Source organism: Paenibacillus sp. A3, from assembly GCF_001399685.1.
Lineage (GTDB): Bacteria > Bacillota > Bacilli > Paenibacillales > NBRC-103111 > Paenibacillus_G.
Genome location: NZ_JTHN01000052.1, coordinates 1 through 24,879, shown reverse-complemented (window position 1 = coordinate 24,879; position 24,879 = coordinate 1). Strand labels below are relative to the sequence as shown.

At 54.2% G+C, this 24,879-nt stretch carries 20 protein-coding genes; 8 read left to right on the top strand and 12 right to left on the bottom strand.

Features of this window, described 5'->3' with window-relative positions; translation table 11 throughout:
• The first annotated feature begins 189 nt into the window (after positions 1–189).
• Positions 190–1,158 (top strand): class I SAM-dependent methyltransferase, encoded by a 969-nt coding sequence (locus tag QJ48_RS07945; RefSeq protein ID WP_054973100.1) that lies wholly within the window; start codon positions 190–192, stop codon positions 1,156–1,158.
• A 68-nt stretch (positions 1,159–1,226) separates the two neighbouring features.
• On the opposite strand, the gene QJ48_RS07940 is transcribed toward QJ48_RS07945, so the two are convergent.
• Positions 1,227–1,967, bottom strand: a complete 741-nt coding sequence (locus QJ48_RS07940) for a sulfotransferase (RefSeq protein WP_054973099.1) — start codon at positions 1,965–1,967, stop codon at positions 1,227–1,229.
• Between the two features lie 128 nt (positions 1,968–2,095).
• On the opposite strand from QJ48_RS07940, the gene cysC reads away from it, so the two are divergent.
• The gene (cysC, locus tag QJ48_RS07935) at positions 2,096–2,632 is read left to right on the top strand and encodes an adenylyl-sulfate kinase (protein WP_157261559.1); all 537 of its coding nucleotides are present in this window, start codon (positions 2,096–2,098) and stop codon (positions 2,630–2,632) included.
• Between the two features lie 115 nt (positions 2,633–2,747).
• Here the strand turns inward: cysC and QJ48_RS07930 are convergent, their stop codons facing one another.
• The 3 genes from QJ48_RS07930 to QJ48_RS07920 are packed head-to-tail and all read right to left on the bottom strand — an operon-like array spanning position 2,748 to position 4,632.
• Positions 2,748–3,086 (bottom strand): AzlD domain-containing protein, encoded by a 339-nt coding sequence (locus QJ48_RS07930; RefSeq protein ID WP_054973097.1) that lies wholly within the window; start codon positions 3,084–3,086, stop codon positions 2,748–2,750.
• Positions 3,077–3,811 (bottom strand): AzlC family ABC transporter permease, encoded by a 735-nt coding sequence (locus QJ48_RS07925; protein ID WP_063858041.1) that lies wholly within the window; start codon positions 3,809–3,811, stop codon positions 3,077–3,079. Before QJ48_RS07925 ends, QJ48_RS07930 begins: the two co-directional genes overlap by 10 nt.
• Positions 3,808–4,632, bottom strand: a complete 825-nt coding sequence (locus QJ48_RS07920; RefSeq protein WP_054973096.1) for a TrmB family transcriptional regulator — start codon at positions 4,630–4,632, stop codon at positions 3,808–3,810. Before QJ48_RS07920 ends, QJ48_RS07925 begins: the two co-directional genes overlap by 4 nt.
• Positions 4,633–4,785: 153 nt before the next feature.
• Between QJ48_RS07920 and QJ48_RS07915 the strand changes: the two genes are divergently transcribed.
• The gene (locus tag QJ48_RS07915) at positions 4,786–5,703 is read left to right on the top strand and encodes a class I SAM-dependent methyltransferase (RefSeq protein WP_054973095.1); all 918 of its coding nucleotides are present in this window, start codon (positions 4,786–4,788) and stop codon (positions 5,701–5,703) included.
• A gap of 129 nt (positions 5,704–5,832) precedes the next feature.
• Here the strand turns inward: QJ48_RS07915 and QJ48_RS07910 are convergent, their stop codons facing one another.
• The 3 genes from QJ48_RS07910 to QJ48_RS07900 all read right to left on the bottom strand — a co-directional run bounded on the left by QJ48_RS07910 (position 5,833) and on the right by QJ48_RS07900 (position 8,884).
• Positions 5,833–7,083 (bottom strand): FAD-dependent oxidoreductase, encoded by a 1,251-nt coding sequence (locus QJ48_RS07910; RefSeq protein WP_237762842.1) that lies wholly within the window; start codon positions 7,081–7,083, stop codon positions 5,833–5,835.
• A 61-nt stretch (positions 7,084–7,144) separates the two neighbouring features.
• Complete coding sequence (locus tag QJ48_RS07905) at positions 7,145–7,735, bottom strand: TetR/AcrR family transcriptional regulator (RefSeq protein WP_054973094.1); 591 nt, start codon at positions 7,733–7,735, stop codon at positions 7,145–7,147.
• A gap of 189 nt (positions 7,736–7,924) precedes the next feature.
• Positions 7,925–8,884 carry an ABC transporter substrate-binding protein gene (locus tag QJ48_RS07900; RefSeq protein WP_237762846.1) on the bottom strand — a complete coding sequence of 320 codons (960 nt, stop codon included), beginning with the start codon at positions 8,882–8,884 and terminating at the stop codon, positions 7,925–7,927.
• Positions 8,885–9,171: 287 nt separating this feature from the next.
• Here QJ48_RS07900 and QJ48_RS07895 point away from each other — a divergent pair, with 287 nt between their 5' ends.
• The 3 genes from QJ48_RS07895 to QJ48_RS07885 all read left to right on the top strand — a co-directional run bounded on the left by QJ48_RS07895 (position 9,172) and on the right by QJ48_RS07885 (position 14,257).
• The gene (locus tag QJ48_RS07895; RefSeq protein ID WP_054973092.1) at positions 9,172–9,906 is read left to right on the top strand and encodes a TylF/MycF family methyltransferase; all 735 of its coding nucleotides are present in this window, start codon (positions 9,172–9,174) and stop codon (positions 9,904–9,906) included.
• Positions 9,907–10,179: 273 nt separating this feature from the next.
• Positions 10,180–12,336: an alpha-amylase family glycosyl hydrolase gene (locus QJ48_RS07890; protein ID WP_157261558.1), complete on the top strand. Its 2,157-nt coding sequence runs from the start codon at positions 10,180–10,182 to the stop codon at positions 12,334–12,336.
• A 178-nt stretch (positions 12,337–12,514) separates the two neighbouring features.
• The gene (locus QJ48_RS07885; RefSeq protein WP_054973090.1) at positions 12,515–14,257 is read left to right on the top strand and encodes a glycoside hydrolase family 13 protein; all 1,743 of its coding nucleotides are present in this window, start codon (positions 12,515–12,517) and stop codon (positions 14,255–14,257) included.
• A 108-nt stretch (positions 14,258–14,365) separates the two neighbouring features.
• Here the strand turns inward: QJ48_RS07885 and QJ48_RS07880 are convergent, their stop codons facing one another.
• The 3 genes from QJ48_RS07880 to QJ48_RS07870 form a co-directional block, all read right to left on the bottom strand.
• Entirely contained in the window at positions 14,366–15,211 is an 846-nt protein-coding gene (locus QJ48_RS07880) for a sugar ABC transporter permease (protein ID WP_193394410.1), read from the bottom strand.
• The gene (locus QJ48_RS07875; protein WP_054973089.1) at positions 15,208–16,521 is read right to left on the bottom strand and encodes a carbohydrate ABC transporter permease; all 1,314 of its coding nucleotides are present in this window, start codon (positions 16,519–16,521) and stop codon (positions 15,208–15,210) included. Before QJ48_RS07875 ends, QJ48_RS07880 begins: the two co-directional genes overlap by 4 nt.
• 88 nt (positions 16,522–16,609) lie before the next feature.
• Positions 16,610–17,917 (bottom strand): maltose ABC transporter substrate-binding protein, encoded by a 1,308-nt coding sequence (locus QJ48_RS07870; protein ID WP_054973088.1) that lies wholly within the window; start codon positions 17,915–17,917, stop codon positions 16,610–16,612.
• Between the two features lie 559 nt (positions 17,918–18,476).
• Between QJ48_RS07870 and QJ48_RS07865 the strand changes: the two genes are divergently transcribed.
• Both QJ48_RS07865 and QJ48_RS07860 read left to right on the top strand, forming a co-directional pair.
• Positions 18,477–19,502 carry a LacI family DNA-binding transcriptional regulator gene (locus QJ48_RS07865; protein WP_054973087.1) on the top strand — a complete coding sequence of 342 codons (1,026 nt, stop codon included), beginning with the start codon at positions 18,477–18,479 and terminating at the stop codon, positions 19,500–19,502.
• Positions 19,503–19,516: 14 nt separating this feature from the next.
• Positions 19,517–21,475 (top strand): glycoside hydrolase family 15 protein, encoded by a 1,959-nt coding sequence (locus QJ48_RS07860; RefSeq protein ID WP_054973086.1) that lies wholly within the window; start codon positions 19,517–19,519, stop codon positions 21,473–21,475.
• Between the two features lie 104 nt (positions 21,476–21,579).
• Here the strand turns inward: QJ48_RS07860 and QJ48_RS07855 are convergent, their stop codons facing one another.
• Both QJ48_RS07855 and QJ48_RS07850 read right to left on the bottom strand, forming a co-directional pair.
• A complete protein-coding gene (locus QJ48_RS07855) occupies positions 21,580–22,968 on the bottom strand; it encodes a family 16 glycosylhydrolase (RefSeq protein WP_054973085.1) in 1,389 nt (462 codons plus the stop codon).
• 158 nt (positions 22,969–23,126) lie between these two features.
• Positions 23,127–24,879, bottom strand: a 1,753-nt coding sequence (locus tag QJ48_RS07850; RefSeq protein ID WP_054973084.1) for a cell wall metabolism sensor histidine kinase WalK, incomplete at its 5' end; no start/stop codon positions are given.

The following is a 24,879-nucleotide window of genomic DNA, read 5'->3' as shown; positions in this document are numbered from 1 at the left end:
AACTTCACTAATAGTTTATCCGTTTTCCCGGCCTCATGTCAAATTTACCGAAGCCAGCCGATAAATCAATCCCGGATCGGATGCGAAAATCGCAAGAAGTCCTTCTTTGAGGTTTCGCCGCATGAGGTCGCGGAATATAGTGATTTATGCGATTGCGCGGGCTGCGCACGATCCTAGGAGGAATGAACGTTGAGCGAAAAATCTCCTTTTACGAAGGACGATATTACCTACGCCCTTTTCGATATCGACCCTGCCGCTTATTATCAGGAACGATACGCATACGGCAATGTGGTGGGGGTCGTAGCGAACGAGAGTCGGGCAACGCGGAATACGCTTGTCTACCAAAAAGCGCATTACCTGTATGAAGCGCTTCGCCGCTGCTTGTCCGACACAGCAAACAACCCGGTCAAGGCGCTCGAAGTCGGATGCGGCTCCGGAACCTTTGGCGCGAGATTGAAGCATTTTTTTCCGGAAATTGAATTGTTCGGCGTCGATATGAGCTCAAGCTGCATGGAGATCGCCAGGCAGAATGGTTTCGACCATGCTGTGACGCACGATGTCGTGCAAGGGCTGCCGTATGCCGACAACGAGTTCGATTTCATTTATACGATGGACTTCTTCGGTCATGTCGAATTCCGGAGCAAGGATCGAATGATTGCGGAACTAAGCCGCATTACGAAGCCCGGCGGGTACGGATTTCACGGGATTGAGTCGGGGTTTATCGACTATCTGAACTGCAACCCCAGGAACCCGGACGATATCGTGCGCAAATACGTGTACATGGAAGGACATATCGGCGTCGAAACGTTGGAAGATATCCTCGACCGGTTTTCCAAGCACTTCGAAATCGTTCAAGCGTTCCCTTTTCCGATCCGCCCTCTTCTCAATATCAGCAACATTCTTAACAGCCGGTTCTGGGGAGAGGAATTCTGCTCGGCGTTCGCCGACATCGACAATCCGACGAGCCGCATCGCAGCGGACCTTGTCATGGGTTGGTTCAACAAATTTTTAACCGACCAATTGCTGCAAATCTACGGCAACGAGGTCACGCAATCCCGCGTTGCGGATACGGGCAACCCTGCTTTAAACCGGTTTATCGATACGCTGCTGCAAGGCTGCGGCTTCTCGATGACCACCTTGCGGAAGCCTCAAGCTTAGCGTCTACGAGGCAGGTTCTCGGGCAAAGTCAGGAGCCTTTTCAACGAAGAAGTCTCCTGATTGACCATTTAATCGATGTAGCGAAGCCGCTCCATCCCTTCCTTACACAACGCCCGGATCTGCTCGATGTCAATGGCCGACCGTTCGGAACGGGTGCTGTTCAAATTCACGTCCAGCACGTTGTCGATCTCGTCGCGCGACACGTCGGCCAGCTCCGCCAATAGGCTGAGCACAGCCTCGTCCCGTTCGACAAGCTCCTCGTACCGCAGCAGATGAATGCCCCGGTCCGGATCGTGAAGCTCCGCATACTGCAGCGCCCGCTCGTTCCAGATCCTGGCGAACAAGCCCGCATCCCCCGACCAGTAAGACGTTTCGCTTTTCCATACAGCAACGGGATGACGGACCAACAGTACGATAACGGCATCAGGGTAGCATGATTTCAGCAGTTCGATTTCCGGCTTCCCGTAACGGACTTCCTTGAAGCCGATTCGGTCATGAGTGTCACGGTGTTCCGCATACATGGCGCTGAAGCATGCCTTGAGGGCTTGCCCGACCCCTTCCCTGATTCGCTCCAAATCGGGCGACATATTGGCAATCCAAGTGTTCGGATCCTCGCCGCTCTTGAAGTAGGCTTCCTTTTCCTCCCTGCCTTGGATCGAAAAGTATCCCGCCAGCTCGCCGATTCTGACGAATTCGGACACGATTCCCCCGTGCTCTCCCCAAATCAGCGTTTTCCGGCGGGCATTGAAGATGCGCTGGACCAAGGTTGAGCCCGTACGGTTAGCGACGGCCGAGATGATGACATCCATTTCAATTCCCCTTTTCATTCAATATGGCATCCAAATCCGAATGCGGTTCATTAACCATAGGTGCCATCTTCATGCTTCTTTCTTATATGTCTATGTTCGTCAAATATTAAAAAGAAGGAGAAATGCATATGTCTAGCGGAGCTACAGTTTGGTTAACCGGTTTGTCCGGCGCCGGAAAATCAACGATCTGCCGGCTGGTTGAAGAAAAGCTCGTATCCGCCGGATTCCCCGTCGAGCGGTTGGACGGCGACGAGGTAAGGCGGCAGCTTTGTGCCGATCTCGGCTTCTCGCGCGAAGACCGGTTCCGCAACATCGAGCGGGTGGCCTACGTGGCCAAGCTGCTTACCCGCAACGGGGTTATCGTACTGGCCTCTTTTATATCCCCTTACCGGTCCATGAGAGATTATGTACGCCGGGAAACCGCTCCTTTCATAGAGGTATATGTGAAATGTTCGCTGAAGGAATGCATCCGCAGGGACGTCAAAGGACTTTATCGAAAGGCGATAAACGGGGAAATTGCTCATTTCACGGGGATTTCCGATCCTTATGAGGAGCCGGAGCAGCCCGAGCTTGTCGTCGATACGGAACAGGAAACCGAAGAAGCATGCGCAGCCAAAGTCGTGGAGTATTTAATCGCGAGGGGGTACATCAACGCGCGCGTCTGAGTGAACCGCCTCTTCGCCTCGATTTCAAAAAAAGAGGACAGGTCTGTCCCGCTTCCCACCGTCCAGAACCGACCCGAATCATCCGCGGAACTCCTGTCCCCACTTGATGCTCATTTCATGATAAAGCAAGCAGCGAGGAAAGATAACGGAACAGCATCGTTGCCGCAATGCCCGTCACAACCGTGCCTAACAAGCTCCGCGTGAAATAAGCTACGGCAAATGCCGGAACGGCGGCAAGCAGGGCGACGGGCTGCGGCGAGAAGGCGCCTTTCGATACAAGCAGCTCTTGCGCCAGCAAAGCGGACATCACGGCAATCGGGATATGACCGAGCCAGCGCAGCCCCCAATCCGGCAGCCGGATGCGGCTCAGTACGATAAGCGGCAAAATTCTCGGGAGCAGCGTCACGAGCGACGCTCCCAGAAGCATCCATAGAAAGCTCGGTCTTATTTCCATTTTTCAATCCACACTCCTATACTTGCGGCAAACAAGATCGCGATCAGCACGCCTGCGCTTTCGGATATAAAAACACTTCCGGCAATGGCCGTCGCCACGGCGCTAAATGCAACGAGGAGATCTACGCCGGGCTTCGAGCGTTCCATCAGTTGAAGCATGAACAGGCCGATGAACATGGCAGGCAACGCATAGTCAAGTCCGAACTTTTCCGGTTCGGGAATCCATTGACCGAAAATGCCCCCGGCCACATTGGCGACAAGCCAGTTGAGATAGGCGGTCACATTTAAGCCGAACATCCACTTCTCGCTGCCCTTGGACCTGCCCGTTAGTCGGGAAGCGGCTACGCCGAACGTCTCGTCGGTTAACAGGGAGCCGATCCCTGCATTTCTCCATGCCGGCAGATGCCGGAAATAAGGCGCCAGCGCTGCGCTCATGAGGAGATGGCGCAGGTTGACGAAAAATACGGTAAAAATGATGGCCGTGGCGGGGCTGCCCGCCGCCATCATGCCGGCAGCGATGAACTGCGCCGAACCGGCATACAGCAGCAAGGACATCAGCGCAATTTCGGCAAGGGACATCCCTGCCGTTTTCTCGACGACGCCGGCCGCGAAGCCGATGCTCAAATAGCCCAGCACCGTAGGCAAACAGTCCTTCACGCCTTGAATAAACCCTTCTTCGTTTCCGGTACTTCCCGGGTAAACCGCATGCATTTGTTTCTCGCTCATGATTCCTCCCGAGACTCCAGCCGCTTTCCGGTCACGACATGCGTCAGAGCCGGATTGTTCCGCCACAGCGCATCCAGCCTCTCCGGACCGAATTGGGCCGTGATTTCTTCGATCATGATGTCATGCCGGACATATTCCGTCGCTACCAGCACGAGGGCCGGGTCGTGCGTCTTGACCGCCCAAGTGGTCGATTCGCCCGAAAAGTTGGCGATCAGCACCTCTTCACCGTCCCGGGCGGCAATCGTCAAATACCCTCCGGTCCGATCTTTCACCACCTCCGGCGTCATGTAGTCATGGTGAAACGTCGTCCCGATCTGCGTCTCCGGCGCTCCGAACAGAACGGAAAACACAGGAACTCCCTCCCGGAGATGGCGCTCCACCGACGCCTTAACCTCGGGAACCTGCGGCTCCCAGACCGAAAGCCACAGCTCCTTCTCGGCTCTGCCGATCAGATCCGCGATTTCGTTCATGACTGATTCGTCGCTGCGGATATGCCAGATGACATCCATTTCCCGCTCCTGCTGCAGCATCGTCAACGATTTCTCCAAATATGCAAAGGACTGGTCGAATTGCTTCCTCAACCGGCCGATCCATTCGTCTGCCGGCACCGGAGCATATTTTACCGGCTCGGATGGGACAAGGTGAACCGCGCCTTTGTCCATCAGCTTCCCGAGCACCTCGTAAATCATCGACCGGGGCACGCCCGAGCGCTTGCTTATTTCGTAGCCGGTGACAGGGTGCGACTTCAGCAGGCCGACGTATGCCTTGCACTCGTATGGGGAAAAACCGAGTTTTTGCAGTTCCTTGAACACGTCTTCCATAGATCACCCTCCGATTCATAGTAGTTAGTATACTACCTACTTTAAACGAAACAACTCCGAGTTGTCAAAAAAAATATGTCCCTACTGCTGAAAACGGTTTATAATTGTTTAATATTCCCTTTTCCATCAATTGGTTAGTAAAGGAGGATGACAATGGAAGATTCAAAAGTCAAACGCTCCGCCCTGATGAGCGCATACCTGCGGGGCTATCATGCCGTTCACGAAAGGCCAAAAATTTTCAATGATTTTCTGGCCCATCTTTTGCTGAAGGAAGAGGAACACGCCGCATTCGAACAGACGATGGTAACGACGCTTCAGCTCGTCGATCCTGAACGCGCTGCCACTTGCGAAGACCGGACGGCGGCAGTGGCGTGCATGCTGCAAAACTATTTTCCGACCTCTCTCTTTCTCAGCCGGGCACGGTATGCGGAGGATCGTCTTGAGAGCGCTATCAGGCAAGGGACTAAACAGTATTTGATCCTCGGAGCCGGAATGGATACGTTTGCGTTCAGGAATCCGGAGACGTTAAAGGATATCCAAGTGTTCGAAATCGACCATCCTGCTACGCAAGCCTTTAAGCGCCGCAGGCTTACGGAATTGGGATGGGAGCTCCCGTCCAACCTCCACTTTGTGCCGTTGGATTTTACGAAGGAGAATTTGGAGACGGCGCTAGCCAGATCGTCGTTCGATGCGCAGTCATTAAGTTTCTTTAGTTGGCTGGGTGTCATCCATTACTTGCCCCGGGAAGCGGTATTCTCCACGCTGCATTCAATCGCCAGCCTCTGCCCGCCGGGCAGCTCGGTCACATTCGATTACTGGGATACGGACGCCTTCGACGCCGAACGGACGGCCAAGCGCGTAAAGCTGATGCAGGAGATGCTGCGAAGTGCAGGCGAGCCTATGCTAACGGGTCTTGATCCGTCCGCTCTCCCGGACGAACTGCTGGACATCCGCTTGCGTCTTCAAGAGCATTGGAGCCCAGCCCACATCCAAGGACACTACTTTCAAGGACGCACCGACGGCTATTACGCATACGAACACTCGCATTTTGCAAACGCGGTTGTCGAATGAGCGATCCATAGCATAGATCTGCGGCAACTTAACATTGTCGCTTGGGATTCGCGTCGTAAGAATCCGGCGTATTGGCTTCTTCCGGCGCCGAATTCCCGAATCGGAGGTTCAGGCCCGGTATCAAAGAATTTACTTCGTAAAATACGAGGTGTTCACGTCCACCTGCTGAACACCCATAGCAATTTTATTTCTCATCTGGTGAAAAAACGGCGTCCGGCTCATCACCGGTGCGAGCACGCGCCGCAGTCTGAGAAGCGCCGGAGCCTTCATGGCGATCAAACGGGCCTGCATCGCTTGCATGTTCTGAATTTCAGCTACCGCCGGCTTGCGGTAAAGCTCGTACCTTTTCAGAAGCTCGGCAGGCACAATGCCGTGGCCTCCGGATTCCAACGCCTTCATCACCGTATCGTGCGCGACGACCGCGTCCTGAATGGCCAGGCTGTTGCCCTGCCCGGAAAACGGTGAAGCGATATGCGCCGCATCTCCGAGCAGAAGCAAACCGTCCTTCACCCATGCATCGGTCATGCCAACTTGAATGTCCAGCACCGAACATTGCTTAAAGCTCCTGAGATGATGAGGCAGCACGTTCTGGAGATCCGGCTCGACGGCAATTAAAGTGCGGACGAAATCCTCGATTCCTTTTTTCACCAGCTCAGGATACGTCTTTTTCGGAATCACCCAGCCGACCTGTACTTGATCCTCGCCTTTTGGAATATAGATCAGCATGCCTTCGTCTTCGATTTGAATTTGCAGCGGGTAATCCTTGTCCGGAACTTTGGGCATATCGAACCACACGAAGTCGAACTCGAACTCCCCCATCGTTTGGCTCAGGTCCGCCAGCTTTCGAATCGTGGAGTGGCGTCCGTCGGCCCCGGCAAGAAGCCGGCAGCGCACTTCCAGCTCGTCGCCCTCGTGATTTCTGGCGATCAAGCCGTGCACCGCGCCTTCTTCTTCGATCAGGTCCGTCACCGCCGTTCCCCCAAAGTACGTAAAATTAGGATAACGGGCGGCCTGCCCGATGAAAAACTCAAGCAGCGGAGGCTGCGGAATGTTCAGACCGTAATTGTAAGGCGGTTCCAGTTCGTCGAAGCGGACCTCGAACAGCGTTTTGCCGTGATCGATAAACGTAAATTTGGACACATGCTGATGCGGAATATGTAAGATGTTCTCCAGCACACCGATCTGATCGAACAGCTTGACGACGGACGGTTGAAAAAAATACCCCCGGAATTCGCGGTCCAAACGGTTATGCCGCTCCAGCAGCGCCGTTCTCACGCCGCTCCGCGCAAGCAAATAGCTCAGCATGCAGCCCCCGGGTCCGGCGCCGACGACCGCGACGTCCACATCGATTATTTTCCGCACTGAATTCATATGTTTCATAGCAAGCCAGCCTCCAATTTCGTTTATTAAGTAATTAATCAATGAAATTGTCAAAAAAAATTTACGCGACAATTTTCAAAAACTGCTTGACCGAGGTGCGGATATACTCCGTACTCTGCGTGTCATCGTCGGTGAACCGGGCGGTCATTAAAAAATAAAAAACCATAGACGTCTGCACATTGCGGATCGCGACCAGCAGCTCCTGCGGGTCCAAACGAACCAGCGGCGCAACAAACGAATGCAGCAGCTCGACGCCTGTGCGTATAATTTCTTCCACCCGGGCACGTACCTCGGGATTACGCTGAGCCTCGCCGAAGCACATCACGATCAAATCCTGCTGTTCACGCAAATTGCGGAACAAGGTTTGAAAATACGCCGTCAAATTGTGCTCTAGCGAAGCTTGCTTGTCCATGGCCGCCAGCGCTTGCCGGATCGAATGCAGGAGCGTGTATTTGTCCAGAATGGCCCACAGCAAATCTTCCTTGGATTGAAAATAGTGATAGATCAGGCCGTCCGTAACTCCGGCTTCCTTGGCAATGTCTTTGGTCGTGCTTTCACTGAAGCCTTTGCGGGAAAATGTCTGGAGGGCGGCATCGATCAGCTTGCCTTTCGTTTCCAACGCCTGCTGCTGGCGGCTTGTTTTTGTTTTCATCGGAACTCATCCTTTTTGCGCAATGGACTCCACACTCATTAAGTGATCACTTAGCAAAATGATATATGACCCCGGCGAATTTGTCAATTACTATAGGAGTCCGCTTACCAGGAGCCTCCCTCCGGTGCAAAAAAGCCGGATCTCCTATCTAAAACAGGAATTCCGACTTTTTTTGCGCCTGAGCGGATGCTATTTCACTTCAAAACGCTTCAAGATGTCGTCCAGCAGCAAATTGGCCGCTTTAATGCCGCCCGCCGTGTTCCAGATCGTCTCATTCACCTTGAACACCTTATTATTTTTGGCGACGTTTAAGTTTTTGAACACCGGACTGTCGAACCATTCTTTCGCTTTGTTCGAGATATCGTTTTTCCCTTTGGATTCGGACACCCAATAGAACAAAATGTCGCCGTCCATGAGATCCATTTTTTCCTGCGAGATCATTTCGGCAAACTCCGGCTTGTCCTGTGATGCCGGACGGGCGAACCCGAGCTGCTCAAGCAGCACGCCGCTGAACGTATCCTTCTTGTAGATTTGCGTGCCTTTGAACGAAAATTTGACGATGGACACTTTGCTCGCCAATTTCGGTCCAAGCTTGGTTTTGGCGTCAGCTACGCGCTGATCGAACTCCTTCATTACCTTTTCGCCTTCGGCTTTCTTGTTCAACACATCGGCGTAAAAATTAAAGTTTATTTTCCATCTGCCGGTCAAATCTTCCGAGAAAACGGTCGGCGCAATCTTCGACAACTGCTCGTAGATCTTCTCGTGCCGCGTTTTATTTCCAAGAATAAGATCGGGGTTGAGCTGAGCGATCGCTTCGAGATTCGGCTGATCCTCATAGCCGAGCACCGCGACGCCGTCCATCTCCGCTTTGATATGATCGTGCCAAGGCTCGCCTTCCCACGATTGAATGGCTCCGACCGGCTTGATGCCCAGCGCGAGCACGGCTTCCGTTCCTTCGTTCGTCAGGACGACCACGCGCTTCGGCGTTCCCTTGATTTCCGTCTCGCCCATAATGTGCTTGATCTTCCGTACCTCGTCCGCTTTGGCCGCAGGTGCGGATGAAGAAGCGGCTCCTTTGCTGTCGGTACCGTTAGCTGCGTTCCCGCCCGTTTCCGGCGCTTTCGTTCCGCAGCCCGCAAGGACGATCATCATGCAAAGCAGAAAAAAAGCAGACATTCTAAATCGAAACTGTTTTAACAATTACGCTCTCCCCCAATGTGTTTAATAAACAGTGCCACAAAAATGATAATGATTATCATTGTCATGAATGAAATTACCTGATATTAGCTGTTTTGTCAATACATTTTCGTCTGTGCCGGCCTTCCCAGCCCACTCGCGCAGTCCCGAAACGAATTGCGAAGGACAAACGCTCACACCTTGCCAGCGGAACCGAATATATTGGATTTAGTGGAATGACACCGAGAGGAAGTGGGAGCATGCCGAGCGATACGGCGAAAGAATTGTATCTCGAGTTGCTGAAGAAAACGATTTTGTATGAAATATGGCTGGAACACGAACCCGGCGCTACCTTCGAGAACCGCAGGCAAGGCTTGGACTGGCCGATAATCGCGCACAGTATGATCGGCAGGCTGCGCATGGACAGTTTGCATCGGCATATGGACTCCGTACTCGCGGACAACATTGAAGGCGATTTTATCGAGACGGGAGTATGGCGTGGCGGGGCATGCATCTTTATGCGAGGCTTCTTGAAAGCAAACGGCGTGAAGAACCGGCGCGTCTGGGTGGCCGATTCGTTCGAAGGCTTGCCTGCCCCGGACGAAGCCCGCTATCCCATCGATAAGGGGTCTATATTTCACGAACAGGAGTTTCTGAAAGTCTCGTTACCCGAAGTGATCAAAAATTTTCAGCGGTACGATCTGCTGGACGATCAAGTGCGCTTCCTGAAAGGCTGGTTCGAAGATACGCTGCCGACGGCTCCGATTGAGAAAATCGCCATCGCCCGGCTGGACGGCGACATGTATTCCTCGACGATGGACAGCTTGACGAACCTGTACCCCAAAGTATCTGTCGGCGGCTATGTCATTATCGACGACTATTCGATCGGTTATTGCTCGGCCGCGGTACACGATTACAGGAAGGCGCACAACATCGAAGAGCCGCTCATTCCGATCGATACGACCGGCGTGTATTGGCGCAAGACGAAGCCGTAAAGGTTCGTGCCGTACACTGCGAGGACCTGCTGAAGAAAAAAATCTCTCGATTGACAAATTCATACAATCGAATTTACAATAAACTTGTAGAAAATCAACATAAGGGCCATGCATTTTTTAAACCGATATCGTTATCGGTTTGAAAAACAACCCCGGTATCTCTTAGGAGACGCCGGGGTTGTTCGCTTTAAAGGGGGTGACTCATCGGAAGCCGGATCAAACGACAAAAATGTAAGCGTTTCATTTTGCACAAAATTTAGGAAGCAGGAGGACATGATATTGAAAACATTCCCGAAATTTCTTGCAGCCGTTCTTGCATTGTCGCTGACCGCGGCCCTGCCCCCGCTTTCGCCGGCGGCGTCGGCCTCTCCGGATACGTCCGTGTCCAACAAACAAAACTTTTCGACGGACGTTATTTACCAGATCGTGACCGACCGGTTTTCCGACGGCAATCCGGGCAACAATCCGACGGGGAATGCGTTCGACAGTACCTGCAGCAGCAATCTGAAGCTGTATTGCGGCGGCGACTGGCAGGGCATCGTCAATAAAATCAATGACGGCTACTTGACCGGCATGGGCATAACCGCAATCTGGATTTCTCAGCCTGTCGAAAATATTTATTCCGTCATCAACTATTCCGACGCGAACAGCACCGCCTACCATGGCTACTGGGCGCGCGATTTCAAAAAGACCAATCCCGCCTTCGGCAGCATGACCGATTTTCAGAACCTGATTAACGCCGCTCACGCCAAAAACATCAAGGTCATTATCGATTTTGCGCCGAACCATACGTCCCCTGCCATGGAGACGAACACCGCCTTCGCGGAAAACGGCAAACTGTACAATAACGGCGCCTTGGTCGGAAGCTATACCGGAGATACGAAACGTTATTTCCACCATAACGGCGGAACGGACTTTTCGACGCTGGAAAACGGGATCTACAAAAACCTGTTCGATCTTGCGGATCTGGACCACAATAACAGCTTCATCGATACGTATTTTAAAGAAGCGATCCGGACCTGGCTGGATCTCGGGATTGACGGCATCCGCGTGGACGCCGTCAAGCATATGCCTTTCGGCTGGCAAAAAAATTGGATGGCTTCCATCTACAACACGAAGCCCGTCTTCACGTTCGGTGAATGGTTTCTGGGCACGAATGAGGTGGATCCGGCCAATCATCATTTCGCCAACGAAAGCGGCATGAGCCTGCTCGACTTCCGGTTCGGGCAAAAAGTGCGGCAAGTGTTCCGCGACAATACGGATTCCATGCTTGGCCTGGACGGCATGATTACCGGAACGGCTGCGGATTATGCCCAAGTGAACGATCAGGTGACCTTCATCGATAACCATGACATGGACCGTTTCCAACTGTCGGGCACAAGCAACCGGAAGCTGGAGCAGGCGCTTGCCTTTACGCTGACATCCCGTGGCGTACCGGCCATTTATTACGGAACCGAGCAGTATATGACGGGGAACGGCGATCCGAACAACCGGGCGAAGATGACCTCGTTCTCGACGGGAACCACCGCCTATAACGTTATCAAGAAGCTGGCCCCGCTCCGCAAGTCGAACCCGGCGATCGCTTACGGAACAACACAGCAGCGGTGGATCAACAACGACGTCTACATCTACGAGCGCAAATTCGGCAGCAGCACGGCGGTCGTCGCCATCAACCGCAGCCTGACCTCCCCCGCCTCGATCAGCGGGCTCGTTACTTCGCTGCCGGCAGGCACTTACACCGATGCGCTGGGAGGACTGCTTAACGGTAGCGGCCTGACCGTAGGCAGCGGCGGTGCCGCATCCTCGTTCACGCTGGCCGCCGGCGGCGTATCCGTCTGGCAGTACACGGCTGCGCAAACGGCTCCGGCGATCGGACATGTCGGCCCGATGATGGCGAAAGCCGGCAATACCGTCACCATTGACGGCAGGGGCTTCGGCTCGACGAAGGGCACGGTCTATTTCGGCACAACGGCCATTACCGGCGCCAATATCGTCTCTTGGGAGGATACCGAGATCAAAGTCGTCGTACCGGCGGCCGCAGCCGGCAAATACGGCATCAAAGTCAGAACGGCCGGCGCGGCGGACAGCAACGTGTACGGCAGCTTCAACCTCCTGACCAAAGAGCAGGTCAGCGTTCGCTTCGTGGTGAACAACGCCTCGACGACGTTTGGAGAAAACGTTTATTTGACGGGCAGCGTGAGCGAGCTCGGTCAATGGGAACCGGCCAAAGCGATCGGTCCGCTGTTTAACAAGGTGATGTACGCTTATCCGACCTGGTATTACGATGTCAGCGTTCCTGCGGGGACAGCCATCGAATTTAAATTTTTCAAGAAAAACGGCAGCTCCGTCACCTGGGAAGGCGGCTCCAACCATACGTTCACCACGCCTTCCAGCGGTACGGCAACCGTAACGGTGAACTGGCAGCCGTAATGCGGCCGGATGGCAGCCGGCAAAAAAACTCAGTGAGTAAGTCGAATCACTCTTGAGTTTCCGCCGAAGAGATGCTATAGTATTACTAAAATTAAAGGCAATGCTACCAAGCAAAAAGGTACAACCTCGTATTTCTATCGGGGTTGTACCTTTTTTTATTGCCAAGGAGGATGCCATCATGTTACTGGAAGCAGTTTACCATCGTCCAAAATCCAACTGGGCCTATGCCTACGACGAGCGCACGATCCATCTGCGCCTGCGCACCAAGCGGGATGACGTCGAGCGGGTCACCTTGATCGTCGGCGACAAATACGCGTGGGACCGGACCGTCGAAGAGCTCCCCATGACCAAGTGGGTTAGCGATGCCCTCTTTGATTATTGGCATGTAGCGGTCCAGCCGCTCATGCGCCGTATGAAGTACGCCTTCCGGCTGGAATCGGAGGAAGAAACCGTCTGGTTTGTCGAGACCGGCATGGTGAGCGACGCGCCGAAGGACAGCATCAAAATGTTCGATTTCCCTTTCCTGAATCCGGTAGACGTGTTCGCGCCCCCGGCTTGGGTCAAAGATGCTATTTTCTACCAAATTTTCCCTGAGCGGTTCGCCAACGGAGACCCGGGCAACGATCCGGAAGGCATGGAACCGTGGGGCGGCGAGCCGACGCCCAAAAACTATTTCGGGGGCGATCTGCAAGGCGTCATCGATCATTTGGATCACCTGAGCGCGCTTGGCGTCAACGCCATTTATTTCAATCCGGTCTTCAGAGCGACCACCAACCATAAATACGATACCGCCGATTATATGACGGTAGACCCTCACTTCGGTACGAACGAGACGCTGAAGAAGCTGGTCGAGGCTTGTCACGAACGCGGCATCCGCGTGCTGCTGGACGCCGTCTTCAACCATTGCGGGCACACGTTCCCTCCCTTCCTCGACGTCAAGGAAAAGGGACCGGATTCCCGTTACGCCGGCTGGTTCCACGTGCGGGAGTGGCCTCTCGATGTCAAGGACGGCATTCCGACTTACGATACGTTCGCGTACGAGCCGATCATGCCCAAGCTGAATACCGAGCATCCCGAAGTAAAAGAATACCTGCTGAAGGTGGCCAAGTACTGGATCGAAGAAGTGGACATCGACGGCTGGCGTCTGGACGTAGCCAATGAGGTCGACCACCGCTTCTGGCGCGAATTTCGCGACGTCGTGAAGAAGGCCAAGCCCGACGCCTACATTCTCGGCGAAATTATGCACGACTCCATGCCATGGCTCATGGGCGACCAGTTCGATGCGGTGATGAACTATCCGCTGACGAATATCATTATTGAGTTTGCCGCCAAAAAGGAACGGGACGGCGCAAGCTTTGCTTACGCTCTAGGCGCTCTCCTGGCCAGCTATCCGCAGCAAGCGAACGAAGCCGCCTTCAACCTGCTCGGAAGCCACGATACGGTGCGTCTGCTGACCCTTTGCGATGAAGACAAGCAGCGGATGAAGCTGGCTACGCTGCTGCAATTCACGCTGACCGGCACGCCCTGCGTCTATTACGGCGACGAAATCGGTCTGACCGGAGACTACGATCCCGGCTGCCGCAAATGCATGGAATGGGACGAGGAGAAGCAGGACCGCGAGCTGTTCGCGTTCTTCCGGCAAGTCATCGCGCTGCGCAAACAATACGAAGCGCTGCGCACGGGCGACATGACCTTCCGGTTTGCGCAGGAAAACGATATGCGCCTGGCCTACGAACGCTCGCTGGGCAGCGACCGTTTTATCGTCGCCGTAAATGCGGGTTCCGCAGCCGATACGCTGATTTTGCCGGTCGATCGCGACCGTTGGAAGGATCACTTGACCGAAGAAGAGCTGATCGCGGACAGCGGTGAATTGCATCTGCGCTTGCCCGCAAACGGCTTCCGTCTTCTGCTGGCGCAATAAAAGACGGCCCCTAAAGCCAATCTGCGCACGAAAAAAGGGGCAAGCTCCGCAAGTATGCGGGACTTGTCCCCTTCTCTTTTCACTTCGATTTGTCATCCAACGTACGACTCAGCCTTTGCTTGCCCCCGCAGTCAGCCCTTCCACGAGGAAACGCTGCAAATAAATGAACAGGAGCGAAATCGGAACCGCGATCAGCACGGCCGCAGCCGCAAACAGCGTAAAATTGCTGTTCTGGTTGCTGCTGATCTGGTCGTACAGACCGACGGCCAGCGTCCATTTGTCTCTTGTTCGCAGCACCATCCGCGCGAAAATAAAATCGATCCAAGGGCCGACAAACTGCGTCAGCGCAGCATAGGCGAGCATCGGCTTGGAGAGCGGAAGCATGATTTTGACGAAGATCGTAATGTTATTCGCCCCGTCGATTCGCGCCGCCTCATCCAGACTGCGCGGGATCGTATCGAAAAAGCCTTTGGCAATAAAGCTTCCGAGCAGCGGAGCGCCGAAGGAATAGACAATGATCATCGCCAGATGCGTATCCAGCAGGTTCAATTCCTTCAGCAAAATATAAATGGCGATCAAGCTCATGAACCCGGGGAACATCCCGAGAATCAACAAGGTGGACAGCGCGGTTTTGCGTCCTTTGAACCGGAACCGGGACAGCGCGTAGCCGCACAGCAGCACCATTAACGTCCCGAAAATCATCGATAAAGTGGCGATTTTGAGCGTGTTCCAGTACCAGGTGCCGAACAGGAAGCTTTTGGACGTGAACAGCTCCGTGTAATGCTCGAACACGAATTGCTCGGGAAGCAAAGTTTTGCTGTACAAGGAACGGCCCGGCCGGAAGGAGGCCAGAATGACCCACAGCGCCGGATATAAGCAGCATATGCACGCCACGATCAGAAACAGATAGCTGAACGTCAGCCGAATCGCATTGCTTAATTTTCTCCCTATCATTGGATCATATCCTCCTCCCGGAACGAACGGGTCCTGCGGTAATTGTAGATCGAGAACGAAGCGATGATCAGGAAAATGATAATGCCGACGGCCGAGGCCATGTTGAACTGGCTTTGATTCAGCGTCAGCTTATATAACCAGGTGACAAGAAGGTCGGTTGCGCCCGCGTATTGATACTCCCCTTCGACCGGATTGCCGTCCGTCAGCAGGAAGATCGCATTGAAGTTGTTGATATTCCCCGCAAACTGCGTAATGAGAATCGGAGCCGTCGTGAACATGACCATCGGCAGTGTAATGATTCTGAACTTTTGAAACGCGGTCGCCCCGTCCACTTCCGCCGCCTCGTACATATCGCGCGGGATCGTTGTCAGAACGCCCATGATCAGCAGCATGGAAACGGGCACGCCGACCCACATGTTCACGACGATAACCGTCACCTTGGCCCAAATCGGGTCCGTCAGCCACGGCAATTTCTCCAGTCCGAAATACGATAAATATTGGTTGATCGGGCCGAACTGGCCGTTGAACAGATTTCGCATCACCAGCAGAGAGATCAGCTGCGGAATGGCGTAAGGTATGATCATGATCGTCCGCCAAAACCCTTTGAAGCGGATATCCTTTTGCTGAATGATCAGGGCCACCAGAAACCCGCCGAAAAAGGTCGTTATGGTGGACAATACCGCCCAAATGATCGTCCAGCGTAAAACGCCGAAGAACGTATGGCTCCATGTCTTGAGTCCGACAAGGTCCTTAAACGTCTGAAACCCTACCCAGTCGACCAATTTGGCTGGGGGCATATGGTTCGGAGAAGAATAGTTCGTGAAGGATAGCAGAATCATGAAGATGATCGGCATGACGGTGAAAAACAAAATGCCCGCCGCCGGCAGCATCAGAAACGCTTCCGCAAATTTTCTGTCCCGGATAAAGGCAAGCGACTGAATGAAATTATTCGGTCTTCCCCCCGCTTCCCGCAGCTTTCCGACGAGATACGCATCCTTGACGACAAGCACGTACAGCAGGATGAACAAGGCAAGCACCAGCAAGGTAATGACACCCTGGATCAACAAAAAGATGGAGTGGTCGCCGGGAACCATTTTGGCAATACCGTTCACCTTCTCCAGATGCATCGCCTGTTCGCCAAGCGTTACAATCCCCCACAGCGCCTGGCCTAAATTTTGGACAAAATACTTCAGCGCCGCCACCTCGATGAGCAGCAGCACCAGCCCTTTAAGCCATTGCCGGTTATACCATTGTCCTAAGCCTAATCCGATGCATGACAGCACCGCTGCGGTGATCCGATGTTGAGACATTATACGACGATGCTCCTCTCCCCGAAAAAAATGTGGAATCACCCGCCGTATTCCCGACGGGTGAACCCTTGCCCGGCCTCCCGGTCCGTTATTGCTTTTTGCCGCTGCTGATGAGCTCTTTCAGACGGGTAGCCGCCGTATCGAGCGCTTCTTTCGGATCTTTGCCGTTGTTCCATACTTCCGTCAGCGCAGAATCAAGCGGATTCCAGACGCTGTCCATTTCCGGGATCGACGGCATCGGCTGCGAATTTTTGAACTGCGCGACAAAGCCGGACATGATCGGATCGTTCTTGATTTGCGGGTCCTCTTGCGCCTCTTTGTTCGTCGGGATCGCTCCGACCTTCTTGTGCAGCAGAAGCTGCGCTTCTTTGCTGGAAGCGAATTTGGCGAACAGCTTGGCCGCGTTCGGATATTTCGAGAAGGAGTTGACGTACCATGCTTTTACCCCGGAGAACGATACCGCCGGCTTGCCTCCGATCGTCGGAATCGGAGCGATGCCGAGCTTGTCGCCAAGCGCTTTCTTGTAGCCGGCCAGCTCCCACGGACCGTTGATGTCCATCGCGACATCGCCTGCCGTGAACAGTCCCCGCTTGATGTCCGGGTTGATATCGCCGGATTTCACGGGCAAAATTTCTCTCAAGCTAGAGTACACCTTCATCCCTGCTATTGCGCCTTCGCTGTTCAAGCCGATATCGGTTTTGTCCGTGCCGTTTTTGCCGAACAGGTACCCGCCCGTCGAAGCGATGAACGGATAGTTGAAGTAAGTATTGCCGGTTTCCCACATGATGCCGAATTTATTTTTGTCTTTGTTCGTGAACGTTTTGCTGAACGCAACGACGTCCTCGAACGATTTCGGAGCTTCCTTCACCAGCTCTTTGTTGTAGTAAAGCGCATAGGTTTCAGCGGCCCGCGGAAAACCGTACAGCGTGTTGTTGAAGGTAACGGCTTGAATCGCGTTGTCCGTATTGTTTTTCTTCGTTTCCTCGGCAAACGAATCGTTCGGCAGAATCAATTGCGCCGATGCGGCCCGGCCCAAATGGTCGTGCGGAAACACTACCACGTCGGCGCCTACGCCGGCCGGACCGTCGTTGGTCAGTCGGGTAACCTGGTCCGTTGGAGCGATTTCGTCGATCTGAACCGGAATGTTGTATTTTTCGGTAAACAGCTTCGCTATTTCATCAGTGAACACGCGTTCATCTTTGCTCTCCCAGATTACCAGCTTGGCGCCCGCTTCCGGTGACAAAGCACCCGCTTCTCCTGCTGCCGCCGGCGACTGCGCATTGTTGTTCGCGGACGGAGTCTCGGCTTCCGGTTTGTTCGTGCCGGAGCAAGCTACCATCGAGACGGATAAGGAAGATACGGCAACCAGCGCCAAGAGCTTTTTCTTAAATTCCATTTTTTTGAGTACCCCTTTCAGATTCTAAGATAGTCGTCCTGCCTTCGCGCTTACGAAAATCAAATAGCGCAAACCTTTGCACGCCAAGCTGCAATACTTGTTAAAAACAACTTAACTTCCGTCGATATCCCAGCTTGGAAACGCTTCATTCACAACACATCATACCTCGCGCACGAAAAATTGTAAAAACGTTTGCACACCCCATTTAAGCCGATTTTGGCAAAATTCCTTACTCTGATCCCCCTATTCCTTCCATTTTCTCAACTTTCCAGTATCTCAAGCCGTATTTTGGGGAAAATAAACCATTTTGTGATCATTTTGAAAACGCATATTTACAACTGTCCTGCTTTTGCGCTAACATTAAACCTAAAATGGAATGCATTTGTGCATGTATTTTTGTTCAAACGTTTGCACAAACTCACATTCTACATTTGGCGTCTCGGATATGTTACCATGGGGAACATACGCAGCCTCATTCCTGCAGGACAGCGTCCTGCTGCCAAACATCCCGCAAGAAAGCGGCTCTCCTATCACCAGAACATCCGGAGGTTATGCATCCATGGCAATCACGATCATCGACGTCGCCAAAAAAGCCGGCGTTTCCCCTTCCACCGTATCACGCGTTCTTTCCAATCATCCCCGGATCAGTCCGGCGACCGCCGCCAAGGTGAGGGAAGTCCTGAAGGAACTTGGCTATCACCCCAACATTATGGCGAAGAGCCTCGTCTCCAAAACGACAAATACCATCGGCTTAATTTTGCCCAAACCGGCGGAAGAGCTGTTCCTGAACTTGTTCTTTTCCGAGGTGATCCGCGGCATCGTTACCCAAGCGGCCCGTACGGGGTACGATCTCATGATGACGACGGGGACAACGGAGCGGGAAGAGCTTGAAGCCGTTACCCGGCTTGTCAAGGGCCGGCGGGTCGACGGCGTGATATTGCTGTATTCGCGTCAAAGCGATCCGCTCATTTCGTTCATGCTCGAACACGGCTTCCCTTTTGTCCTGATCGGGCGAAGCGACGAGTTTCCCGATATTTTGTCGGTGGACAACGACAACGTGCAGGCGGCTTACGATGCTACCCGCCATTTGATCGCCCAAGGACACAAGCGCATCGGATTTGTGAGCGGCCCGCCGAATCTGATCGTTTCGGGCGACAGGATGAAAGGATATTTGCAAGCGCTCAAGGACGCCGGGATCGAAGCTCGCCCCGAATGGATCGTCGAGGGGGACTTTTTGCAGGAAAGCGGCTACCGAGCCATGTCGTTTTTCATGTGTCTCCCCGAACGGCCGACGGCGCTTGTAACAATTGACGACGTCGTCGCTTTCGGCGTGCTGCGCGGACTGACGGAGCTCGGCTACAAGGTTCCGGACGATCTCAGCCTGGTCGGCTTCAACAACATCTCGTTGTCCGAGCTGTCGACGCCGCCGATCAGTTCCATGGATATCGGGATTTACCAGATCGGCTACACCGCTTCGCAAACGCTCATTCGGGCCGTAAAAGGCGAAGCTATGCCCCAAAAGCGCGTGATCATTCCCCACCGACTGATCGTGCGGGAATCGTCCCTCATTCAAGCAAAAGACTAGGAGAGATACAGCACATGTACACAACGAAAAAGCCTTACTTGATCGACGCGATCGTCGGTAATTCCCGTTTTCTCGCCTCCCTGGGCCGCACCGGCCGGATGTACCGCCTGTGGTGGCCGCATATCGACTACCCTCAGCATGTGGACGAAATCCGCAGCGGCCTGTACATCGAGGGGACCACACCGGGGACGACTTGGTTCGACGGCGAGGAAGACGGCTGGCGGCACGAAGCCTCCTACGTGCCCCGGACGAACATGTTTAAGACAACGGCCGTTTCCGATCGCTTCCCGCTGTCTGCGGAGACGGTCGATTACGCCGTTCCGGGCGAAGATTTCATCGTCCGCCAATATACGTTCACGAACCGCGGCGAGGCGCCGGTATCGTTCCGCTTTATGTATTACTCGTCGTTCCGCTCGATGGAAACGCCTTTTTACCATACGACCCAGTTCGATGAAACCCACGATTCGCTCATGCACCTGCGGCACGAGTATATTTTTTCGGTCTCCAGTTCAAACGTTTGCACAGGATACCAAGCCGGAGCCGCCGTGTGGGAAAACGCGCAGACCGGCGATTTAAACGGGAACGGGATCGACATGAAACCGGACGGCGCGCTGTGCTGGCATATTGAAAAGCTGGAGCCGGGCGCGGCAGTCGAGGTGCCCGTATACATTGCCGCGGGCCAGACGCGCTCTGCCTCCCAGCAATCGCTGGCCAAAGCCAAAAGCCGGCCGCATACGTACTGGTACGACTTCACGGAGAGCTACTGGCACCGGTTCCTGAGCGATGCCGTGCCTGCCCCCGGATCGCGAAGCGACATCCGCGAGCTGTACGAGCGTTCGCTGCTGGCAATGAAGCTGATGAGCGACGAGAAGTCCGGCAGCGTCGTGGCCGCTCCCGAGTTCGACGAGCAATTTTCCCGCTGCGGGGGCTATTCTTACTGCTGGGGCCGCGACGCCGCGTTTATTACGACGGCGCTGGACCGCGTCGGCCTGACGGAGTTGTCCGCGAAGTTTTACGAATGGACCCTCACGGCCCAGGACCCGGACGGCTCCTGGCAGCAGCGGCATTACCACGACGGCCGGCTGGCTCCGTCCTGGGGATTGCAGATCGACGAAGGCGCCTCGATTATTTGGGGCATGTGGCAGCATTATCTGCAAGTGCAAGATGAAGCTTTCCTGCAAAACGTATGGCCGGCCGTCGAACGGGGCGCCCGCTTCCTTACCGGCTACATCGATGCGGAAACCGGATTGCCCGCTTGCAGCATGGACCTATGGGAAGAGCGATTCGCCGAGCACACGTATTCGGCGGGCGCGGTTTTTGGCGGCTTGACGGCGGCAGCCTCTTTTGCCGAACGGCTCGGCAAACCGGAGCTGGCAACTGAATGGAGTCTCGCGGCGGAGCGCATCCGCCAGTCGATCGGCGAGCTGTGCTGGAACGAGGAGAAAGGCGCCTTCTACCGCGCTTTAAAGCTGGCGGTGCCGGACGCGGTATATCGCGAAGCCCAGCAGCAAGGACTCGGCACCTCCGTAAGCGTCAATGCGAAAGGCTATACGACTTACTTTCTGGAGCACGACCCGATCGTCGACATCAGCCTGATCGGCATTTCCGTTCCGTTCGGAGTCTTCCCGGCCGATGATCCGCGCATGGCCCGCACAGCCGATACGATCGAGCAATATTTGACGTCTCCCTCGGTCGGCGGCATCAAGCGTTACGAGAACGACCATTACATTGGCGGCAATCCATGGATTTTAACGACGCTGTGGCTGTGCCATTACCGCATTCATCGCGGACAATACGCCGAAGCCAAGTCGCTCCTGCAATGGGCGCTCGATCACCGGACGGCGGCAGGGCTGCTGCCCGAACAGGTCGATAAGCAAACGGGAGAAACCGCTTGGGTCGTTCCGTTGACTTGGTCGCACGCGATGTTTATTTTAGCCGTCACCCTGCTGGCGGAGCATGGACAATTGGATTAAAATATACAAGCCCTTGGCTTCTCTCCCGACGGGAGCGGCCAAGGGCTTGATTTATGTTCGGTGACGTTTCGCTGCGAGTACGGCCGATTGGTTGCCTGACGCGTTTACCTCGGAGCGGGATATTCGTTCAATCCGGCCCAGCCGGTGCCCGGACCGATTTCGCCGGTTTCCCCGTTCCCTGCCCGGACATCCCCCTTCTCCAGAAACGGCGTAATTTTTACCCAATCGATGTACATCTTGTCGGTAGTAAAGTTAGGCGTACCTGCCCATTCCTTAGGAAACCAGACGCCAAGCCAAAATTTCGAGGCCGCCCGCGGAACGTTCGTATAACTCGTATAAATCAGCTTATTGTCGACGTAAAAATCGACTCGCTTCGGATCGGTATGCCAATCGAACCGGTACACATGCCAATTGCCGTCGATCTGCTCCGGAAAGTCCGTCACTTGCGAAGTATTCCGCGCTTCGACGACCCAGGTCGTCGTCATGATCTTCCGGAGACTCTTGTCACCGGGCGCTTCGAAGTCGATCTCATGATTGACCTCACCATTGTTGAAAAAGGTCCACAAGGCGGACACCGCGCCGAGCTTCGGCAATATTTTGGCTCTCACTTCATAGCTTCCCGACGCATAGGCATATTTTGTCACAATAGACGCTCCGGTTCGTTTGCCGTCCGCCCGCACCGAGCCGTCCCGATTGATTCCCCGGACCGGTCCGCTGTAAAGATCTCCGTTGCCGGTTAGCTCCACGATGCCGTCCCGGGTGACGGCCACATTGGCCGGAAGCACGCCGCCGTTCACGTCTTGACCGCCCCATTGCTGCTTCGCGATCAGCCATTTTTCAGGATCGATGCCGTTCTTGAAGTCGTCAAAGAACACGCCAGGGGGATGCGGCGGCGGGAGCGGACCTACCGACTTGATCGGCGGATCATCGTCGGGCAAGCTGCCGCCAATCTTGAGAGCGACGTCATCGACATAGGCAAATTTGCCGTTATCCGGATTTTTGTAAACGTAAACCTGCACTTTCCGGGTGCCGGGAACCGTCCGGAACGAGAGCGCCTTCTGCTCGTAAGCCGCCGATTCGAAGCCCAGCACAAATTTGCCGCCTGCCAGCTTCTTGTCGGAGGCATCAAGGCAGTCCGCTCCGATCCAGGCCTTTTCGCCCGGGGTGCCGGCTTTGCCCGCGCCGCTTAACGTAACGATCGTATTTTCGCCTATCCCGTCAATCTTTTGCCCCATGCCGCCTTCGGTGGGACCAAGCTTTAGTGCCTTGGCACCGCTTTGAACGTCGGTAGTTACCACTGTCGCCGATCCCCAATCCTCCCAGTCGGCCTTGTCCTGCTCGAAGCCTCCGTTTTTCACCAGATTCATATCGGCCGGAAGCGGCCCTGCGGCAAGTGACGGCGCCGGAACGGAATAAATCAAGGATGAGAGCATGGATAAACCCAGAATAGCGCTTACAACGAAGCGAAAACTTCGATTGGTCTTTTTATTCATAACCCAATCCCTCCCTTCCATCATTTGGATTATCATAAACGAGCCCCCAGGAATGCGTCAACCTTTTCTGTAATTAAAATGAAAAACACCGGCCTCGTCGAGCTCCGAACCCGGAGTCGAGTCAACCGATGCTTTTCCCTCGTGATTTGCTTTCCTGCTTACAACATAAAATAAAAACTGACGCCCTTCTCGGTATTCGTTACCCCGTACCGGCTTTCGTGCAGCTCCAAAATATGCTTGACGATCGCCAGCCCCAGCCCCGTTCCGCCGGTTTTCCGGTTACGGGAGCGTTCCGCACGGTAAAATCGTTCCCAGATGTCATCCAATTGATCCTTGGGAATGTTCTCTCCCTCATTATCGATGGAGACTTTGAGCCGCTCCCCGTCGCTCTCGATGCGGACGGTAATTTCGCTGCCGGGTACGGCATGACGGATCGCATTGATCAAAATGTTGAACAACACCTGCTCGATTTTGGATTGATCCGCATAGACGGGATGCTCGCCCGCTGCCATATGAACGACCTTCAAGCCCTTTTCGTTCAAATGATGCGACAGCTTGTCGACGATATCCTCGATCAGCTCGCTCACCATAAACCGGCTCTTCTTCAGCTTGATGGTCTTCGATTCCAGCTTGGTCAGCTCCAGCATATCTTTGACGAGATCTTCCATTTTTCCCGTTTCGTCCAGTATCACTTCCAGATATCTCTCGCGCTTGCTTTCGCTGATGCCATCCCGCAGCCCTTCGGCGAAGCCTTTGACAATGCTGAGCGGCGTTTTCAATTCATGGGAGGCGTTGGAGACGAACTCCTTCTGCCGCTGCTCCATCCGCTGCTTCTGCTCCATATCCGCCCGAAGCTGCTCGTTGGCCTGATGCAGCTCCTTGAGCGTATGATCCAGCGTTTCGGACAAGCTGTTCAAGCTGTGGGACAAGCTGCCGAACTCGTCGGTGCTCCGGATGGGCGATTTGGCGGAGAAGTCCAATTTGGCCATGCGCAGCGCGATTTTATTAAGCGTAAGCAGCGGCTTGGTCACGAATTTGGAAAAAATCAGCGAGAGCAGCAGGATCAGCACAATGCCCCCGACTCCGATATACAGGTAGAACAGCCGCAGCGCGTCGTAAGCCTCGCTAATCTGCTGCAGCGACGTGACCGCGAAGAGCAGCTCGCTCACTTTGCCATCCCGCATCACGGGCTGAACCGCGATAAAGCTGCGCACGCCGGTAAGCGTCTCCGTCCATTCTCTTTCGATCATCCTGCCGCTCTGCAAATCGGCCTTCTGCTCGTCGGTAAGCGGGAACCACTCCTCAATGGCAAGGTACATTAAGCCTTGGCGCAAATTCCACAGATTCGGGCTGGGCAGCAGCGCGTCGGTGATGACGCCGGACACTTGCTCCAGCTGACCTTCGATCGAGCTGGTTTCCACGCTGCCGATATCCTTCATCCCCGCTTTTCGAATAACGATCGGAAAGATCAAATCTTTGGCCGGGTCCTCAAATACGCCCTCCACCTGAACCAGGTCGCCGCGCTGCAAATGGGCCGCCAGCAACTCCTTCTGGTCGGAATCGGACATCAGCATCAAGGAAACTTTGACTTGAACGCCTTTATCGTCACGGATGACGATGCGAAAAAAATTGTCGTATTTCACTTTTCCTTCCGGATTCAAGATCGCGAGCTGGGCTTTATTTTGGCTGATAAACAGTCCCATCTCGCGGGTAATGCGCGGCTCGTCCCAGCGGTTCGACGCATACTGCTCGCTGAAGGACTCCAGCTTTTTTTCCAATCCGGCCAATCGCTGGTTCTGGTAAAACTTCTCAAAAAACAGCAGCTGCCCGAGCAGAACGATCGCGTAGAACAACATGAAAAAAGACGCCGTGATCGCGAACAGCTTGAAAGTAACGCCGCCTCTTTTCATC

Bases quoted from the DNA above. Each gene is read 5' to 3' on its own strand.
- QJ48_RS07915 (WP_054973095.1), top strand. From the start codon at position 4,786: ATGGAAGATTCAAAAGTCAAACGCTCCGCCCTGATGAGCGCATACCTG.
- QJ48_RS07875 (WP_054973089.1), bottom strand. From the start codon at position 16,521: ATGTCTCAACATCGGATCACCGCAGCGGTGCTGTCATGCATCGGATTA.
- QJ48_RS07885 (WP_054973090.1), top strand. From the start codon at position 12,515: ATGTTACTGGAAGCAGTTTACCATCGTCCAAAATCCAACTGGGCCTAT.
- QJ48_RS07895 (WP_054973092.1), top strand. From the start codon at position 9,172: ATGCCGAGCGATACGGCGAAAGAATTGTATCTCGAGTTGCTGAAGAAA.
- cysC (WP_157261559.1), top strand. From the start codon at position 2,096: ATGTCTAGCGGAGCTACAGTTTGGTTAACCGGTTTGTCCGGCGCCGGA.
- QJ48_RS07865 (WP_054973087.1), top strand. From the start codon at position 18,477: ATGGCAATCACGATCATCGACGTCGCCAAAAAAGCCGGCGTTTCCCCT.
- QJ48_RS07925 (WP_063858041.1), bottom strand. From the start codon at position 3,811: ATGAGCGAGAAACAAATGCATGCGGTTTACCCGGGAAGTACCGGAAAC.
- QJ48_RS07870 (WP_054973088.1), bottom strand. From the start codon at position 17,917: ATGGAATTTAAGAAAAAGCTCTTGGCGCTGGTTGCCGTATCTTCCTTA.
- QJ48_RS07940 (WP_054973099.1), bottom strand. From the start codon at position 1,967: ATGGATGTCATCATCTCGGCCGTCGCTAACCGTACGGGCTCAACCTTG.
- QJ48_RS07920 (WP_054973096.1), bottom strand. From the start codon at position 4,632: ATGGAAGACGTGTTCAAGGAACTGCAAAAACTCGGTTTTTCCCCATAC.
- QJ48_RS07880 (WP_193394410.1), bottom strand. From the start codon at position 15,211: ATGATAGGGAGAAAATTAAGCAATGCGATTCGGCTGACGTTCAGCTAT.
- QJ48_RS07910 (WP_237762842.1), bottom strand. From the start codon at position 7,083: ATGAAACATATGAATTCAGTGCGGAAAATAATCGATGTGGACGTCGCG.
- QJ48_RS07930 (WP_054973097.1), bottom strand. From the start codon at position 3,086: ATGGAAATAAGACCGAGCTTTCTATGGATGCTTCTGGGAGCGTCGCTC.
- QJ48_RS07855 (WP_054973085.1), bottom strand. From the start codon at position 22,968: ATGAATAAAAAGACCAATCGAAGTTTTCGCTTCGTTGTAAGCGCTATT.
- QJ48_RS07900 (WP_237762846.1), bottom strand. From the start codon at position 8,884: ATGATCGTCCTTGCGGGCTGCGGAACGAAAGCGCCGGAAACGGGCGGG.
- QJ48_RS07890 (WP_157261558.1), top strand. From the start codon at position 10,180: ATGATATTGAAAACATTCCCGAAATTTCTTGCAGCCGTTCTTGCATTG.
- QJ48_RS07905 (WP_054973094.1), bottom strand. From the start codon at position 7,735: ATGAAAACAAAAACAAGCCGCCAGCAGCAGGCGTTGGAAACGAAAGGC.
- QJ48_RS07860 (WP_054973086.1), top strand. From the start codon at position 19,517: ATGTACACAACGAAAAAGCCTTACTTGATCGACGCGATCGTCGGTAAT.